Source organism: Nonomuraea sp. ATR24 (assembly GCF_041950485.1).
In the GTDB taxonomy this organism is placed as follows: domain Bacteria; phylum Actinomycetota; class Actinomycetes; order Streptosporangiales; family Streptosporangiaceae; genus Nonomuraea; species Nonomuraea ceibae.
On sequence record NZ_JBGNUU010000031.1, the window covers coordinates 89,995 to 104,683 of the forward strand.

The 14,689-nt window shown below is 72.4% G+C and carries 14 protein-coding genes; 10 read left to right on the forward strand and 4 right to left on the reverse strand.

What is annotated here, in order from left to right:
• Nucleotides 1-2: 2 nt before the first annotated feature.
• The gene (locus tag ACBI99_RS42625; RefSeq protein WP_375075061.1) at nucleotides 3-881 is read left to right on the forward strand and encodes a carbohydrate ABC transporter permease; all 879 of its coding nucleotides are present in this window, start codon (nucleotides 3-5) and stop codon (nucleotides 879-881) included.
• Nucleotides 878-1,696, forward strand: a complete 819-nt coding sequence (locus ACBI99_RS42630; RefSeq protein WP_219510177.1) for a carbohydrate ABC transporter permease — start codon at nucleotides 878-880, stop codon at nucleotides 1,694-1,696. Before ACBI99_RS42625 ends, ACBI99_RS42630 begins: the two co-directional genes overlap by 4 nt.
• On the opposite strand, the gene ACBI99_RS42635 is transcribed toward ACBI99_RS42630, so the two are convergent.
• On the reverse strand, nucleotides 1,686-2,627 hold the full coding sequence (locus ACBI99_RS42635) for a BadF/BadG/BcrA/BcrD ATPase family protein (RefSeq protein ID WP_357585361.1): 942 nt from the start codon (nucleotides 2,625-2,627) through the stop codon (nucleotides 1,686-1,688). The two genes, ACBI99_RS42630 and ACBI99_RS42635, sit on opposite strands and share 11 nt — an antisense overlap.
• Before the next feature lie 79 nt (nucleotides 2,628-2,706).
• On the opposite strand from ACBI99_RS42635, the gene ACBI99_RS42640 reads away from it, so the two are divergent.
• The 5 genes from ACBI99_RS42640 to ACBI99_RS42660 are packed head-to-tail and all read left to right on the forward strand — an operon-like array spanning nucleotide 2,707 to nucleotide 7,577.
• Nucleotides 2,707-3,576, forward strand: coding sequence for a MurR/RpiR family transcriptional regulator (locus tag ACBI99_RS42640; protein ID WP_308126007.1), 870 nt, complete (start codon nucleotides 2,707-2,709; stop codon nucleotides 3,574-3,576).
• Nucleotides 3,577-4,311 carry a sugar isomerase domain-containing protein gene (locus ACBI99_RS42645; RefSeq protein ID WP_219510179.1) on the forward strand — a complete coding sequence of 245 codons (735 nt, stop codon included), beginning with the start codon at nucleotides 3,577-3,579 and terminating at the stop codon, nucleotides 4,309-4,311. It begins immediately after the preceding gene.
• A 24-nt stretch (nucleotides 4,312-4,335) separates the two neighbouring features.
• On the forward strand, nucleotides 4,336-5,745 hold the full coding sequence (ngcE, locus tag ACBI99_RS42650; RefSeq protein WP_219510180.1) for an N-acetylglucosamine/diacetylchitobiose ABC transporter substrate-binding protein: 1,410 nt from the start codon (nucleotides 4,336-4,338) through the stop codon (nucleotides 5,743-5,745).
• Complete coding sequence (locus tag ACBI99_RS42655) at nucleotides 5,745-6,656, forward strand: carbohydrate ABC transporter permease (protein WP_219510181.1); 912 nt, start codon at nucleotides 5,745-5,747, stop codon at nucleotides 6,654-6,656. The genes ngcE and ACBI99_RS42655 overlap by 1 nt, the downstream gene beginning before the upstream one ends.
• A 3-nt stretch (nucleotides 6,657-6,659) precedes the next feature.
• Nucleotides 6,660-7,577 carry a carbohydrate ABC transporter permease gene (locus tag ACBI99_RS42660; protein WP_246646093.1) on the forward strand — a complete coding sequence of 306 codons (918 nt, stop codon included), beginning with the start codon at nucleotides 6,660-6,662 and terminating at the stop codon, nucleotides 7,575-7,577.
• A gap of 3 nt (nucleotides 7,578-7,580) precedes the next feature.
• Here ACBI99_RS42660 and metE read toward each other — a convergent pair whose 3' ends face one another.
• Nucleotides 7,581-9,758, reverse strand: coding sequence for a 5-methyltetrahydropteroyltriglutamate--homocysteine S-methyltransferase (metE, locus tag ACBI99_RS42665; RefSeq protein ID WP_219510183.1), 2,178 nt, complete (start codon nucleotides 9,756-9,758; stop codon nucleotides 7,581-7,583).
• An 88-nt stretch (nucleotides 9,759-9,846) separates the two neighbouring features.
• On the opposite strand from metE, the gene ACBI99_RS42670 reads away from it, so the two are divergent.
• The gene (locus ACBI99_RS42670) at nucleotides 9,847-10,686 is read left to right on the forward strand and encodes a LysR family transcriptional regulator (RefSeq protein ID WP_246646098.1); all 840 of its coding nucleotides are present in this window, start codon (nucleotides 9,847-9,849) and stop codon (nucleotides 10,684-10,686) included.
• Nucleotides 10,687-10,705: 19 nt separating this feature from the next.
• Here the strand turns inward: ACBI99_RS42670 and ACBI99_RS42675 are convergent, their stop codons facing one another.
• Both ACBI99_RS42675 and ACBI99_RS42680 read right to left on the reverse strand, forming a co-directional pair.
• The gene (locus ACBI99_RS42675) at nucleotides 10,706-11,386 is read right to left on the reverse strand and encodes a DNA alkylation repair protein (RefSeq protein ID WP_219510186.1); all 681 of its coding nucleotides are present in this window, start codon (nucleotides 11,384-11,386) and stop codon (nucleotides 10,706-10,708) included.
• Nucleotides 11,383-12,054, reverse strand: coding sequence for a TetR/AcrR family transcriptional regulator (locus ACBI99_RS42680; RefSeq protein WP_357585359.1), 672 nt, complete (start codon nucleotides 12,052-12,054; stop codon nucleotides 11,383-11,385). The genes ACBI99_RS42675 and ACBI99_RS42680 overlap by 4 nt, the downstream gene beginning before the upstream one ends.
• Before the next feature lie 213 nt (nucleotides 12,055-12,267).
• Between ACBI99_RS42680 and ACBI99_RS42685 the strand changes: the two genes are divergently transcribed.
• Nucleotides 12,268-13,803 carry a glycoside hydrolase family 3 protein gene (locus ACBI99_RS42685; RefSeq protein WP_219510188.1) on the forward strand — a complete coding sequence of 512 codons (1,536 nt, stop codon included), beginning with the start codon at nucleotides 12,268-12,270 and terminating at the stop codon, nucleotides 13,801-13,803.
• 4 nt (nucleotides 13,804-13,807) lie between these two features.
• Nucleotides 13,808-14,479 (forward strand): pentapeptide repeat-containing protein, encoded by a 672-nt coding sequence (locus ACBI99_RS42690; RefSeq protein WP_375075062.1) that lies wholly within the window; start codon nucleotides 13,808-13,810, stop codon nucleotides 14,477-14,479.
• The last annotated feature ends 210 nt before the right edge of the window (nucleotides 14,480-14,689 follow it).

Sequence of the window (14,689 nt, forward strand, 5' to 3'; positions counted from 1 at the left end):
CCGTGCGCAACCGTTCGCTCTGGCCCTACCTGCTCATCGCGCCCACGGTGGCGGGTGGGGCCTTCCTCCTGCTCTATCCGATGCTCAAGGCCGCGCTGATCTCGCTGCAGCACTTCCGGATGGGCGAGCTCATCCGGGGCGGCGCCGAGTTCGCCGGCCTCGGCAACTACGCCGAGCTGCTGGCGGGCGCCGAGTTCTGGCAGGTCGTGCTGCGCACGCTCGCGTGGACCGCGATCAACGTGGTGCTCATCGTGGCGCTGTCCACCGGGGTCGCGCTCATGCTGGTACGGCTGCGGCGCGGCATGCGGCTGGCCCTGATGAGCGCGCTGGCGCTGGCCTGGGCCACCCCGGTGATCGCGGCCACCACGGTCTTCCAGTGGCTGTTCCAGTCGGAGCTGGGCGTGGTCAACTGGGCGCTGGCCTCGCTCGGGTTCGAGTCGTTCCGCGGCTACACCTGGTTCGCCGACGGCGCCGCGACGTTCGCCGTGCTGGTGGTCCTGGTGGTGTGGCAGTCGGTGCCGTTCGGCGCGCTCACCCTCTACGCCGGGCTGACGACCATCCCGGGAGAGCTGTACGAGTCGGCCAGGATCGACGGGGGCACCGGCTGGCAGGTGTTCTGGCGGGTCACGCTGCCGATGCTGCGCCAGCTGTTCGCCCTGATCGTCGCGCTGGAGGTGATCTGGGTGGCCAAGTGCTTCCCGCAGATCTGGGTGCTCTCGCAGGGCGGCCCCGACGGCGCCACGACCACCCTGCCCGTCTACGCGTTCAAGATCGCCCGGGTGCTGCACCGGTACGACCTGGGCTCGGCCGTGGCCCTGCTCACCGTCGTCCTGCTGGCCGTGGCCCTGGTCGCCAACCTGCGACGGATGGTGCGCTCATGAGAAGGCTCGCGCTCAACGCCGCCGCGCTCGCCGTGCTGGTGATGACGATCTTCCCCGTCTACTGGATGTTCCTGACGGCCTTCAAGCCGACCCGCGACATCCAGGCGCGCACGCCGTCGTTCTGGCCGTCCGCGCCGACGCTGGAGCACTTCGTCACCGCCGTGAACGCGCCCGGGTTCTGGACCTACTGGCGCAACAGCCTGCTCGTGACCGTCGTGGCCGTGCTGCTGGCGCTCGTGGTGGCGCTGCTGGCGGCGTTCGCGGTCACCAGGATGCGCTGGCGGGGGCGCGGCGCGTTCGTGGTCATGGTGTTCGCCGCGCAGATGGCGCCGTGGGAGGCGCTGCTGGTGCCGGTGTTCATCATCGCCAGGGACACCGAGCTGCTGGACTCGCTGGCGATGCTGACCGGCGTCTACTTCATGATCACGCTGCCGTTCACGATCGTGACCCTGCGCGGGTTCCTCGCCGCGATCCCGCTGGAGCTGGAGGAGGCGGCGCAGGTCGACGGGTGCAGCCGGCTGGTGGCCTTCCGCCGGGTGGTGTTCCCGCTGCTGGCGCCGGGGCTGATGGCGACCTCGCTGTTCGGGTTCATCACCGCGTGGAACGAGTTCGCGTTCGTCAACGTGCTGATCATCAAGGAGCAGGACCGGCGCACGCTGCCGGTGTGGCTGTCGTCGTTCCGCGACGTGTTCGGCACCGACTGGGGTGCGACGATGGCCGCGGCCAGCCTGTTCGCGCTGCCCGCGCTGCTGCTCTTCCTCTTCCTGCAGCGCAGGGTCGGCGTCGGGATGACCGCGGGGGCCGTCAAGGGGTGAAGCGGGAGTGCAGCGCCGCGCGCTCGCCCTCCGGCAGCAGGTCGAAGGCGGCCAGCCAGGCCGCGCCGCCCGCCGCGTCGCGCGCCGTCGTCACCGTCTCGCCCGGCAGCAGCCCGAGCACGGCCTCCCGTACCGGCCCGTCGTTGGTCAGGACGCTGCCCGCCAGCACGATCGGCCCGCCACGGTGGACCCGCCCGAGCGTGTCCACCAGGTGCGCGGCGGCCTGGCGGGCGATGCCCAGCGCCACCGGGTCGCCCTCGGCGGCGGCCCGGCTCACCGGCGCGGCCAGCTCGGCCAGGCGCATGTGGGCCGCCTGCGCGATCCGGACGAGACGGTCGGCGCTCTCGCGGGCGGTGGCGCCGCGCTCGGCGCCGAGGAAGTGGCCGAGCACGAGCTCGGTCAGGAGGGAGGGCGGCTCGTCGCGGTCCAGCGCGGCGACGACGGCCTTGGCGGCGGCGCGGCCGATCCAGAAGCCGGAGCCCGCGTCGCCGAGCAGCCAGCCGAGCCCGTCGGCGACCGCGGCGCGGTGATGGTGACCGGCGACGCGGGCGGCGATGGCGCCGGTGCCCGACAGCAGGAGGGTGCCGTCCGGCTCCGGGGTGCCGGCCACGTACGCGATCTCGGTGTCGCCCCTGACCTGCGGCCCCGCCGGGATGCCCAGCTCCGCCCAGACCTTGCCCAGCGCCGGCTCCAGCTCGCGGACGTGGCCCGCGACGCCCGCCAGGGAGGCGACCACGCGGGAGCCCGGATGCGTGCCGAGCGCCTCGCGCGTGGCGGCGGCGATGGCGGCCACCGCGCTGTCGAGCCCGTGGGCCGTGGGGTTGCCGGCGCCCGCGCGCGCGTAGCCCAGCCGGGTGCCGTCGAGGGCGTGCACGGCCACGCGGGAGGAGGTCGCGCCGGCGTCGACGCCGATCACGAGCGAATAAGTCACGATCAGATTGTGGGTCTTGACGTGACCGAGAAGCAAGAATAATTTTCGCCAGAAGACCGGGTATCCGGAAGGAATATTCGTGACTTCAGGAGCGCTGGGGCGCGTCGAGACCGAGTTGCCCGGCCTGCCGGAGGCGCTGAGGCGCGTCGGCGAGGTGATTCTCGGCGACCCGGCCGAGGCCGCCCGATCGACGATCATCGCGCTGGCCGAGCGGGCCGGCAGCTCACCCGCGACCGTGACGAGGTTCTGCCGGGCGTTCGGCTTCTCCGGCTACGCCGAGCTGAGGGTGGCGCTGGCCACCGAGACGGGCCGGGCCGCGCAGGCCGGCTGGGGCGCGGGCGTCGGGCACGAGATCGGCCCCGACGACCCCATCGACGCCGCCATCGAGGTGATGGCCGCCGCCGACGCCCGGCTCATCCAGGACACCGCCGCCCAGCTCGACGCGTCCGTGGTCTCGACCGTGGCCGACCGCGTGGCCGCCGCCCGCCGGGTGCTCCTGGTCGGCGTCTCCACCAGCGGCAACGTGGCGACCATGCTCGAAGGGCGGCTGCGCCGGATCGGCATCCCGTGCTGGAGCGCGGGCGACGCGCACGTGGCGCTGTCGGAGGCGGCGCTGCTGCGCGACGGCGACGTGGCGATCGGCATCAGCCACCGGGGCCGCACCCGCGAGGTCATGGAGTCGCTGGCCGAGGCCGGCAGCCACGGCGCGCTGACGGTCGCGGTGACCTCGTTCGCCCGCTCCCCGCTGGCGGAGCTGGCCGACCTGGTGCTGACCACCGCGAGCAGGGAGACCACGTTCCGGCTCGGCGGGCTGGCCGCCGTCCACTCGCAACTGTTCGTGCTCGACGCCGTCTACGTGGCGGTCGCGCAGCGCACGTACGAGCGCACCAACGAGGCGTTCGAGCTCACGATCAGCGCCGTGGAGAGCCACCGCGTGGAGAGAGGCTGAATGACGTACGCATCCAAGGCCCTGGAGACGGCCCGCCGGGTGGCCGAATCGCAGGTGGAGCAGGTCGGGCAGGCCGCAGAGGCGATCGTGACGTCGCTGCGCGCCGGGGGAGTGGTCAACGCGTTCGGGTCCGGGCACTCCGAGGCGATCGCGATGGAGATCGCCGGCCGGGCCGGCGGGCTGGTGCCGAGCAACCGGCTCACCCCGCGCGACCTCGTCCTGTACGGCGGGGAGCCGCCGAGCGTGCTCACCCCCGAGCTGGAACGCGACCCGGCGATCGCGCACCGGATCTACGAGCTGGCGCCGGTGGAGCCGCAGGACGTGTTCGTGCTCGTCTCCAGCTCCGGCGTGAACGGCGCCGTCGTCGAGCTGGCCACGCTCGTCAAGGAACGCGGCCACCCGCTGATCGCGATCACCTCCGTCAGCCACAGCGTCCGCATGACCTCGCGCCACCCGTCGGGCCGCAAGCTGCTCGACCTGGCCGACATCGTGCTGGACAACGGCTCCCCCTACGGCGACGCGATCCTGGAGCTGCCCGGGGGCGGCAGCTACGGCGCGGTCTCCACGATCACCTCGGCGCTGCTCGCCCAGATGGTGGTCACCGAGGCGGTCGAGCGGCTGGTGGCGCTCGGCGAGACGCCGCCCGTCTACCTGTCGGTCAACGTGGCCGGCGGCGACGAGCACAACAAGGCACTGGAAAGCCGCTACGCAGGGCGCATCAGGCGCGGAACATGAAGTAGCCCAAGGAGTAGAACAGCAATGTCGAACACCCCCCACATCACCCGGCGCGGTCTCCTCCGCGCCGCCGCCCTGGCCCCGATGGCGGGCGCGCTCGCCGCCTGCGCCACCCCCGCCCAGCAGGCGCCCACGGCCTCGGCCGCGCCGGCCGCCACGAGCGCGGCCAACCCGTTCGGCGTGGCCGCCGACAAGCCGCTGGAGATCTGGATCTTCGACGGCGGGTTCGGCAACAAGTACGCCACCGACATCCACCAGCCGCTGTTCAAGTCGAAGTACCCGCAGGTGGAGATCAAGCACAACGCCACCAAGGAGATCACCAAGGTCCTGCAGCCGCGCTTCGCCGGCGGCAACCCGCCCGACGTCATCGACAACTCCGGCGCCAACGCGATGGACATGGGCGCGCTCGCCCAGGACGGCCAGCTCCAGGACCTGACCCCGCTGCTCGACGCGCCGAGCTGGGACGACCCCAACGTCAAGGTCCGCGACATCCTCGACCCGGCCGTGACCGAGTTCGGCACCTACGACGGCAAGTTCAGCGTCCTCGGCTACGTCAACTACATCCACGGCATCTGGTACTCGCAGAAGGCCTTCCGCGACAACGGCTGGGAGATCCCCAAGACCTGGGACGCCTTCCTCGCCCTCTGCGAGACGATCAAGAAGTCCGGCAAGATGGCGCCGTTCACCTACGCGGGCAAGCACCCGCAGTACCTGTACGAGCCGCTGCTGACCATGGCCGCCAAGATCGGCGGCAACGAGGTGCTGGTCAACATCGACAACCTGGCCGACGGCGCCTGGTCGGCCGAGCCGGTCAGGCAGGCGGCGGAGGCGTGGGCCGAGGTCGGCGCCAAGTACCTCATGGAGGGCACCACCGGCCTCGACCACGTACAGACCCAGACGGCCCAGAACAAGTACCAGGTCGCCATGCTGCCCTCCGGCTCCTGGCTGGAGAACGAGCAGAAGGACACCACGCCCGACGACTTCGAGTACGGCATGTTCCCCATCCCCGACTTCACCTCCTCGGACAAGATGCCGTACGGCACCCTGCACACCCAGCCGGGCGAGTCGTTCATCGTCCCGTCGAAGGGCGCCAACCCGCAGGGCGGCATGGAGTACCTGCGCGCGATGCTGTCGAAGAAGGCGGCCGGCGACTTCAGCGAGCTCGTCCGCACGGTGTCCGTGGTCAAGGGCGCCGGCGAGGGCCGCAACCTGACGCCGGGCGCGCAGAGCGCCACCGACGCGCTCGCCGCCGCCGGCGCCAACACCGTCTACTACCGCTGGCGCACCTGGTACGCCCAGCTGCACGACGAGGCCGTGGCCGCCACCGGCCAGCTCATGTCCGGCGGCGTCACCCCCGCCAAGTACGTGGAGCGCCTGCAGAAGAAGGCCGACGAGATCAAGAACGACTCCTCGATCAAGAAGTACACGCGCTGATGTTCAACACCTATCGCCGGGGCCTGTTCATCACCGCGTTCCTGGCGGCCCCGGTGACGCTCTACCTGGTGTACGTGATCTCCCCGTACATCCAGGCGTTCTACATCGCGATGACGGACTGGCGGGGCGTCAGCGCCACGCCGAACTTCGTCGGGCTGGACAACTTCGTCAGGCTGTTCGCCGACGGCGTCTTCTGGAAGGCGGTCACGCACAACGCGGCCCTGCTCGTGCTGCTGCCGCTCATCACGATCGTCATCGCCCTGTTCTTCGCGTTCCTGCTCAACGTGGGCAGTGGAGGGCGGGGCGTGGGCGGCGTGCCCGGGTCGAAGTTCTACCGCGTGGTGTTCTTCTTCCCGCAGGTGCTGGCCGTGACCGTGGTGGCGGTGCTGTTCCAGCAGGTGTTCCGGCCCGACGACAGCGGCATGCTGAACGCGCCGCTGATGGCGCTCGGGCTGGGGCCGGTCTCCTTCCTGTCCGATCCTGGCATCGCGTTCTGGTCGGTGCTCGGCGTCATGGTGTGGCAGGCGGTCGGCTTCTACGTGGTGCTGTTCTCCGCCGGGCTGGCCTCGATCCCGCGTGACATGTTCGAGGCCGCCTCGATCGACGGCGCGGGGCGGGTGAGCCTGTTCTTCCGCATCACGCTGCCGCTGCTGTGGGACACCGTCCAGGTCGCCTGGGTCTACCTCGGCATCCTGGCGCTGGACGTGTTCGCGATCGTGTGGGTGATGACCGACCAGCAGGGCGGCCCCGACTACTCCACGACCGTGATGGCGACGGAGATCTACCGCAACGCGTTCGAGTACTTCCGCTTCGGCTACGCCTCGGCGCTGGGCGTCGTGATGTTCTTCTTCACCATCGGCTTCGCGATCCTGTCGCTGCGGCTGTCGCGTCGTGAGCGAATCGAGTACTGAGAGATGACGACGATGACCTCGTGGACGGTCGCGAACTCGCGCAAGGCCGCCCGGCAGGAGCGCCGCCGGAGGCTGGGCCCGCTGGCGACGCTCACCCATCTGGCGCTGCTGCTGTGGACCGTGCTCACCGTGGTGCCGATCCTGTGGACGTTCCTGGCCTCGGTCAAGAGCGAGGACGAGATCTTCGGCGACGCCTGGTCGCTGCCGGCCACGCCGCGCTGGGACAACTTCGCCCGCGCCTGGGACCAGGTGAACATCGGGCAGTACTTCGTCAACAGCGTGATCGTCGTGGCCTTCAGCGTGGCCGGGACCATGCTGCTGGGCGCGATGGCGGCCTACGTGCTGGCCCGCTACCCGTTCCGCGGCAACCGGGCGGTCTACCTGCTGTTCGTCTCCGGCCTGGCGTTCCCCGTCTACCTGGCGCTGACGCCGCTGTTCTTCGTGGTGCAGAACATGGGCAGCGTGCCGCTGATCGGGCCGTTCATCGGGCTCAACACGCATGCCGGCCTGGTGCTGGTGTACATCGCGTACTCGATGCCGTTCACGGTGTTCTTCCTCGCCGCGTTCTTCCGCACGCTGCCGACGGCGGTGGGGGAGGCGGCCATGGTCGACGGCGCGTCGCACACCCGGGTGTTCTTCCAGATCATGCTGCCGATGGCGCGGCCCGGCCTGATCAGCATCACGATCTTCAACGTGCTGGGCCAGTGGAACCAGTACCAGCTTCCGCTGGTCCTGCTCCAGGAGCGGGACAAGTGGGTGCTCACCCAGGGCATCGCCGACATCTCCACCGCCGCCGGCTACGACGCGGACTGGGCGGCGCTGTTCGCCGCGCTGACGCTCGCCATCCTGCCGATGCTGATCGTCTACACGGTCTTCCAGCGCCAGATCCAGTCCGGCCTGACGATGGGGGCCCTGAAGTGAGGCTCAGCCGGCGTCGCGGGTGAGCTCGGCGCGCAGCCTGCCGGTGGCCTCGGCGACGTTCGCCAGGGCCGCCTCCACCTGCGCGTAGGTGCGGGTCTTCAGGCCGCAGTCCGGGTTCACCCACACGCGCTCGGCCGGGAGCGCGGCCAGGGTCCGGCGCAGCAGCGTCTCGACCTCGGCGGACGACGGGACCCGGGGGGAGTGGATGTCGTACACCCCCGGGCCCAGCCCGCGCCCGAACGAGCCCACCGCGTCCAGGATGCGGGCGCCCGAGCGGGCCGACTCGATCGTGGTCACGTCGGCGTCCAGGCCGTCGATCGCGTCGAGGATCTGGTCGGCGTCCGAATAGCACAGGTGCGTGTGGATTTGCGTGCGGTCGGCGACCCCCGACGTCGCCCGCCGGTAGGCGGCCACCGCCCACTCCAGGTAGCCGGCCCGCGCCGCCTGCCGCAGCGGCAGCAGCTCGCGCAGCGCCGGCTCGTCCACCTGGATGATCGACACGCCGGCCGCCTCCAGGTCGCGCACCTCCTCGCGCACCGCCGCCGCCACCTGGAACACCACGTCACGCAGCGGCAGGTCGTCACGGACGAACGACCACGCCACGATCGTCACCGGCCCGGTGAGCATGCCCTTGACCGGCCGGTCCGTGAGCGACTGGGCGTGACGGGCCCACCGGACCGTGATCGGCTCCGGCCGCGACACGTCGCCGTGCAGGATCGGGGGCCTGGTGCAGCGCGAGCCGTACGACTGGACCCAGCCGTTGGCCGTCACCGCGAAGCCGTCCAGGTGCTCGGCGAAGTACTGCACCATGTCGTTGCGCTCCGGCTCGCCGTGCACGAGCACGTCCAGGCCGAGCCGTTCCTGCAGCCGGATCACCCGCTCGATCTCGGCCTCGACGCGCCGCTCGTACTCCTGCGCCGGGAGCGTGCCCGCGGCCAGCGCGGCGCGGGCCGCGCGCAGCTCGCCGGTCTGCGGGAACGAGCCGATCGTGGTGATCGGCAGCGCGGGCAGCCCCAGGTGCGCGGCCTGTGCCGCCGCCCGCACCGGGTACGGGCCGCGCTCGTCGCGGACGACGGGGGCGGGCTCGGGTGCGGGCCGCACGGCGGGGGCCGGGCCGTCGAACCCGCCGCGCGCCAGCGCGACCACCTCCGCCACCTTCTGCTCGGCGAACGCCAGCCGCGCCTTCAGCGCCGGGTCCAGCCCCGGCTCCGCCTCCAGGTCGTACGGGACGTGCAGCAGCGAGCAGGAGGTGCCCACGACCACCTGGGCGGCGTGCTCGGCCACGGCGCGCAGCGCGTGCGCGGCCCGCTCCGGCGAGGTCCGCCACACGTCGCGCCCCGACACCACGCCCGCCACGACCGTCTTGCCCGCCAGCGCGTCGAGGCCGTCGAGCCCGCCGCGCACCAGGTCCACGCCGATCGCCTCCACCGGCGTGGCCGCCAGCACCGGCAGCGCCTCGCCGAGATGGCCGAAGGGCGCGGTCACCAGCAGCCCCGGCCGCGCCGCCGCCGAGCCGAGCCGGTCGTAGGCGGCGCGCACGGCGGCCAGCTCCCCGGGCGTGCGGTCCTGGACCAGCGCGGGCTCGTCGAGCTGAACCCAGGCCACGCCCTCGGCGGCCAGCACGCCCAGCAGCTCCTCGTAGCAGGCCAGCACGTCGTCCAGCCGCTCCAGCGCCGCCCCAGGATCGGCGGCCAGCAGCAGGAACGTCACCGGCCCCACCACCACGGGCCGCGTCTCGAAGCCCAGCGCCCGCGCCTCCCGCAGCTCGGCCAGCGGCTTGGCCGCGTCGAGCTTGAAGACCGTCTCCGGCCCGATCTCGGGCACGATGTAGTGGTAGTTCGTGTCGAACCACTTCGTCATCCGCAGCGGCGCCAGCCCTTCGGTGCCCCGCGCCATGGCGAAGTACGGGTCGGCCGCGCCCCGATACCGCTCCGGCACCGCGCCGAGCAGCACGGCCGTGTCCAGCACCTGGTCGTAGAGGGAGAAGGTGTTGGACGGCAGGCCGTCGAGGCCCAGCTCGGCCAGCCTGCGCCAGGTGGCGGCGCGCAGCTCCGCGCCGACGCGGTCCAGGTCCTGCCGGGTGGCGGTGCCGTCCCAGTAGGACTCCAGTGCCCGCTTCAGCTCCCTTCGCGGGCCGATCCTCGGGTATCCGAGCACGGTGGACTGCGGGAAACGGGACATGGGCGCTCCAAGCGTTCAGCGTCGATCGTCAACGCCTCGCATCGTGCACCGGCCGCCGGGCGTGATGCATTATCTATTCGTGTTGCTTATGCTCAGGGAGATCCAGTGCTTCGCGCGGGTGGCCGCGCGGCTCAGCTTCTCCACGGCCGCCGCCGACCTGGGCCTGTCCCAGCCGGCCGTGAGCCAGGCCATCACCCGGCTCGAACGCGCCACCGGGGTCAGGCTGTTCACCCGCACGGCCCGCGAGGTGCGGCTCACCGCCGCGGGCAAGGCGCTGCTGCCCCACGCCGAGCAGGTGCTGGAGTCGGTGTCGGCGTTCGCCGCGGAAGGCGCCCGGCTCGCCCGTCCGACCATTCATCTGGCTTATCCACCGATCGCCGGGCCGCTGGCCGCGCGGATCGCCAGGAGGATGGCCGGCCGCACTCCCGCCGTCGGGGTCGAGCTGCGCGTGGCCGGCCGGGCCGCCGCCTCGGCGGCGCTGGAGGCGGGCGAGGTGTCGGCGGCGATCCTCGCCACCCCGGCCCCCGCCCGGTTCGTCACCGCCGCCCGCTTCCACGTCAGCGTGGACCACCTCGCCGTGCCCGCCGGGCACCCCCTGGCCTCCCGCTCCGCCGTCGAGCCCGCCGACCTCGTCGGCCGCGTGCTCCTCACGCCGGGCAGCAGGCCGTGGGCCGGGCTGCCGGGCCAGCCGCGCATGGTCGCCGACGACGACTTCGCCGCCGCGCTCGACCTGGTCGCCGCCGGGGCGGGCGTGCTGCCCGCGCCGCAGCTCCTGGTCCGCGCCACCCGCCGCGACGACGTCAGCTTCGTCCCGCTGCACGGCGCCGGGCTGCGCATCACCTACGCGCTGGCCTGGTCCAAGGAGCGCGTCACCGGCGAACTCCTCGGCCTCGTCCAGGCCGTACAGGAAGCCCTCTGGACCAGGTGATCGGGACCGGGACCGGTTGCTAGGTGACCGGCAGGTTGCGCAGGGCCTCGCGGCGGCTGAGCCCCGACAGGCCCTTGGCCCGCACGTAGCGGACGACCTCGCGCGGGCTGGTCTTGGCGTACTCGCGCAGCGCCCAGCCGATCGCCTTGCGGGCGAAGAAGTCGTTGTCGGACAGGCTCGGCTCGATGCACGCGAACAGCAGCGCGGTGTCGGTACGCTCCCGGAACCGGTTCTGGCACAGGATCGCGGTGCGCCGCTTCCACAGGTCGGCGTCGTGCGCCCACTCCAGCATCAGCGGCCGCATCGTGTCGGGGTAGGCGGCCAGCAGCCCGCCGATCCGGTGCGTGGCCAGCTCGTCCACCAGGTCCCACCACGCCCCGCTGACGATCATCTCCTCGTACATCGGCACCGTGTAGAGGGTCTGGAAGTCGCGGTAGAGGTGGTGCCCGGAGAGCTGCACGGCGGCGTAGCGCTCCTCGCGGTATTCGGCCTCGCGCCACAGGTCGAGCACCGCGCGCCGCCACTCGGGCGCGGTGTCGAGCCGGTGCTCGGCGAACACCCGCCTGAGCACCGTGCGCCGCGGCCCGGCCTGCACGCCGAGGAACGGCATCGGGGACTTCATGTACGACTGCATCGCGGCGGCCTTGTCCGGGTCCGCCGCCTCCCGCAGGGCCAGCCGCACCGCCTTGCCGAGACTCATCCCCGCTGGGAGGTCCGCTCGCCGGTCGCCAGGCCGTCGAACAGCACCGTGATGTAGTGGTCGGCCAGCGTCGCGGTGTTGAGCCTGCCGTCGGGGCGGAACCAGCGCACCGCCACCCAGATCGTGTCGCGGATCATCCGGTAGGTCAGCTTGGGGTCGACGTCGGGCCTGAACAGCCCGGCCGCCTGCCCGGCCTTGATCTGCGTGACCCAGATCTGCTCCACCTCGTCCTCGGCCTTGACCAGGTAGCTGAAGCGCTCGAACTGGCGCAGGTAGTTCCAGTCGTTCTGCATGACGGTGATCGCGGCGCGGTGCGGCTCCAGCGTGCCGAAGCCGATGCGCACCATCTCCGTCAGCACCGCGCGGGCGTCGGGGCCGGAGTCGATCGCGGACCGGTAGCGGGCGATGAGATCATCGAGGAACGTGGACAGGACCTCGTCGACGATCGACTCCTTGGAGTCGAAGTGGTGGTAGAGGCTGCCCGAGAGGATGCCGGCCTCCTGGGCGATCTGGCGGACCGTCGTCGCCTGGAAGCCCTTGGCCGCGAAGAGCTCCGCCGCGAGCTTGACGAGATGGTCCCGGCGCTCCGAGGCCGCCCCCGTCGAGGCCGCGCGCTGGCGCTTGGCCGGAGCCGGGGTCGTGCCGGCGGAGTTCTTTCGCGTTGTCACACGACCATTATGGGCCCTCGGACAATCGCTTGTTCACGGCCGAAGCCGCTGCTGGCGCCGGGGAGCGGCGGCCCGCCGGGGGCGCGCGGCGGCGGCCGTCGGCCGGGCGGGCGCCCTGTTGCGCATCGCGGCGGAGTTCGTCCGGCAACCGAACCTGCTGACGTTCGAAAATGCCTCTAGCAAATAAGAAACTTTCCTATTAGATTGCGGGTCATGTCCAAGAGTGGTGACCTTGTGCGCCTGGCCGACGCCGTCCTCCTGCCGGGCTTCGAGGGGGTCACCCCTCCAGACTGGGTACGCCGGCGGCTCGGGGAAGGCCTGGCCGGGGTGGTGCTGTTCTCCCGCAACATCACCGGCCCCGCCCAGGTGGCCCGGCTGACCACGGCGCTGCGGGCCGAGAACCCGTACGCGCTGGTCGGCACCGACGAGGAGACCGGCGAGGTGACCCGCCTGGAGGTCGCCACCGGCAGCACCCGCCCCGGCGGCTACGCCCTCGGCGTCGTCGACGACGTCGCGCTCACCGAGACCCTGGCCCGCGACCTGGGCCTGGACCTGGCCGCGTGCGGCATCACGATCGACTTCGCGCCCTCCGCCGACGTGAACTCCAACCCCGACAACCCGGTCATCGGCCTGCGCGCCTTCGGCGCCGACCCCGACCTGGTCGCCCGCCACACCCGGGCCTTCGTGCGCGGCCTGCAGTCCGCCGGCGTCGCCGCCTGCGCCAAGCACTTCCCCGGCCACGGCGACACCTCCGTCGACTCCCACCACGGCGTGCCGGTCGTCGCCCCCGGCGGGATCGAGGACGCGCTCCGCCCTTTCCGCGAGGCGATCAAGGCGGGCGTCCGGTCCGTCATGACCGGCCACCTGCTGGTGCCCGTGTACGACCCCGACCTGCCCGCCACCCTCAGCCCCAAGGTGCTCACCGGACTGCTCCGGGAGGAGCTCGGCTTCGAGGGCATGATCGTCACTGACGGCATCGAGATGGCCGCCGTCTCCGAGGCGTACGGCATCGGCGGCGCCGCCGCCCGCGCCATCGCCGCGGGAGCCGACGCGATCTGCGTCGGCGGCGAGCACGCCGACGAGGCCACGGCCATCGAGGTACGGGACGCGATCGTCACGGCGGTCGCCGATGGACTGCTGCCCGAGGAGCGACTGGCCGACGCCGCACGCCGGGTCCGCGAGCTGGCCGTCTGGGCCGCCTCCTCGGGCAGCACACCGACGGACAACATGGTCGGCGCCGGGGCGGACGGCATGTCGGTCACCACCGAGCGGGCCGCGCACAACGGCCACGCCGGACTCGCGGCCGCCCGGCGCGCCGTGCGGGTCACCCGCCGCACGGGAGCCGCCGTCCTGCCGCTCCGCACACCCCCGCACGTCGTGGAACTCGCCCCCGAGATGAACCTGGCCATCGACAAGTCCACCCCGTGGGGCGTCGCCGGCCCGCTCGCCGAGCTGATGCCCGGCACCGCCGTCACCCGCTTCGCCGCCGGCGAGGCGTCCGGCGCCGCCATCGAGGACCTCGTCGCCCTGGCCGCCTCCCGCCCCCTGGTCGTCGTCGTACGCGACGTGCACCGCTACCCCTGGCAGGGCGAGGCCGTACGGCACCTGCTCAGCGCCCGCCCCGACGCCGTCGTGGTCGAGATGGGCCTGCCCCAGCGCTCCGACCTCGGCGCCGTGCACATCGCCACGTACGGCTCCGCCCCCGTCTGCGGCCGGGCCGCCGCCGAGGTGATCACCGGTAGCCTGTGACACCGTGAACTTCGACGGCGAGGACCTCTCCGGCACATCCCTCACCGACCGGCTCGCCCCGGACGAGACGCACGTCTTCCGCGGCTGCGACCTCACCGAGGCCGACCTGTGGGGAGCCTCGCTGGCCGGGGCCCGGTTCGAGTCCTGCGTGCTGGAACAGGCCGACTTCCGCAAGGCCGACCTCGACGGCGCCGTCTTCACGGGCGGCGGCGGGATGCGGGTCAGGTTCAGCGACGCCGACCTCATCGACGCCGTGTTCACCGACGTCGACCTGTCGTCCGCGCAGTTCGGCGGCGCGCTGATGACCGACGCGTCGTTCACCGGCTGCCGCCTGATCGGCGCCTCGCTCACCGGCAGCCGCGGCACCGGCTTCCGCGTCACCCGCTCCAACCTGACCATGGCCAACCTGGGCGGCTGCTCCCTGCGCGGCGAGGAGATCGAAGGCGTCCGCTTCGACGAGGCCGACCTGTCGGGCTGCGACTTCACCGACGCCGTGTTCACCGACTGCCGGCTGCGCGAGGCCAAGCTGCTCAAGACCGTCTTCACCCGGGCCGACCTGCGCGGCGCCGACCTGGGGGAGATCGACGACGCCCGGCTGCGCGCGTTCGGCGGCGCGATCGTCAACCGCGCCCAGGCCGACGCCATCCTCGCCGCCCGCGGCATCACCGTCCTCTGACCGCCGGGCCCCGGCTGGGGGTCAGCGATCGGGCCAGTAACGCGCCGACCGGGCGGCGGCCTCCAGGATCGCCGCGCCGTCGAGCTCGACGATCGTCAGCCCCACACCTCCGCGCCCGCCCCTCCGTGCCCGCCCCTCCGTGCCCCCCCCACCCGGCCCCCCCCCCCCGGCCCCCCCCCCCCCGCCCCCCCCCCCCGGCCCCCCCCCCCC

Coding starts and splice junctions, on each gene's coding strand:
- ACBI99_RS42660 (WP_246646093.1), top strand. CDS start 6,660: ATGACGACGATGACCTCGTGGACGGTCGCGAACTCGCGCAAGGCCGCC.
- metE (WP_219510183.1), bottom strand. CDS start 9,758: ATGTCCCGTTTCCCGCAGTCCACCGTGCTCGGATACCCGAGGATCGGC.
- ACBI99_RS42670 (WP_246646098.1), top strand. CDS start 9,847: ATGCTCAGGGAGATCCAGTGCTTCGCGCGGGTGGCCGCGCGGCTCAGC.
- ACBI99_RS42675 (WP_219510186.1), bottom strand. CDS start 11,386: ATGAGTCTCGGCAAGGCGGTGCGGCTGGCCCTGCGGGAGGCGGCGGAC.
- ACBI99_RS42645 (WP_219510179.1), top strand. CDS start 3,577: ATGACGTACGCATCCAAGGCCCTGGAGACGGCCCGCCGGGTGGCCGAA.
- ngcE (WP_219510180.1), top strand. CDS start 4,336: ATGTCGAACACCCCCCACATCACCCGGCGCGGTCTCCTCCGCGCCGCC.
- ACBI99_RS42655 (WP_219510181.1), top strand. CDS start 5,745: ATGTTCAACACCTATCGCCGGGGCCTGTTCATCACCGCGTTCCTGGCG.
- ACBI99_RS42630 (WP_219510177.1), top strand. CDS start 878: ATGAGAAGGCTCGCGCTCAACGCCGCCGCGCTCGCCGTGCTGGTGATG.
- ACBI99_RS42685 (WP_219510188.1), top strand. CDS start 12,268: ATGTCCAAGAGTGGTGACCTTGTGCGCCTGGCCGACGCCGTCCTCCTG.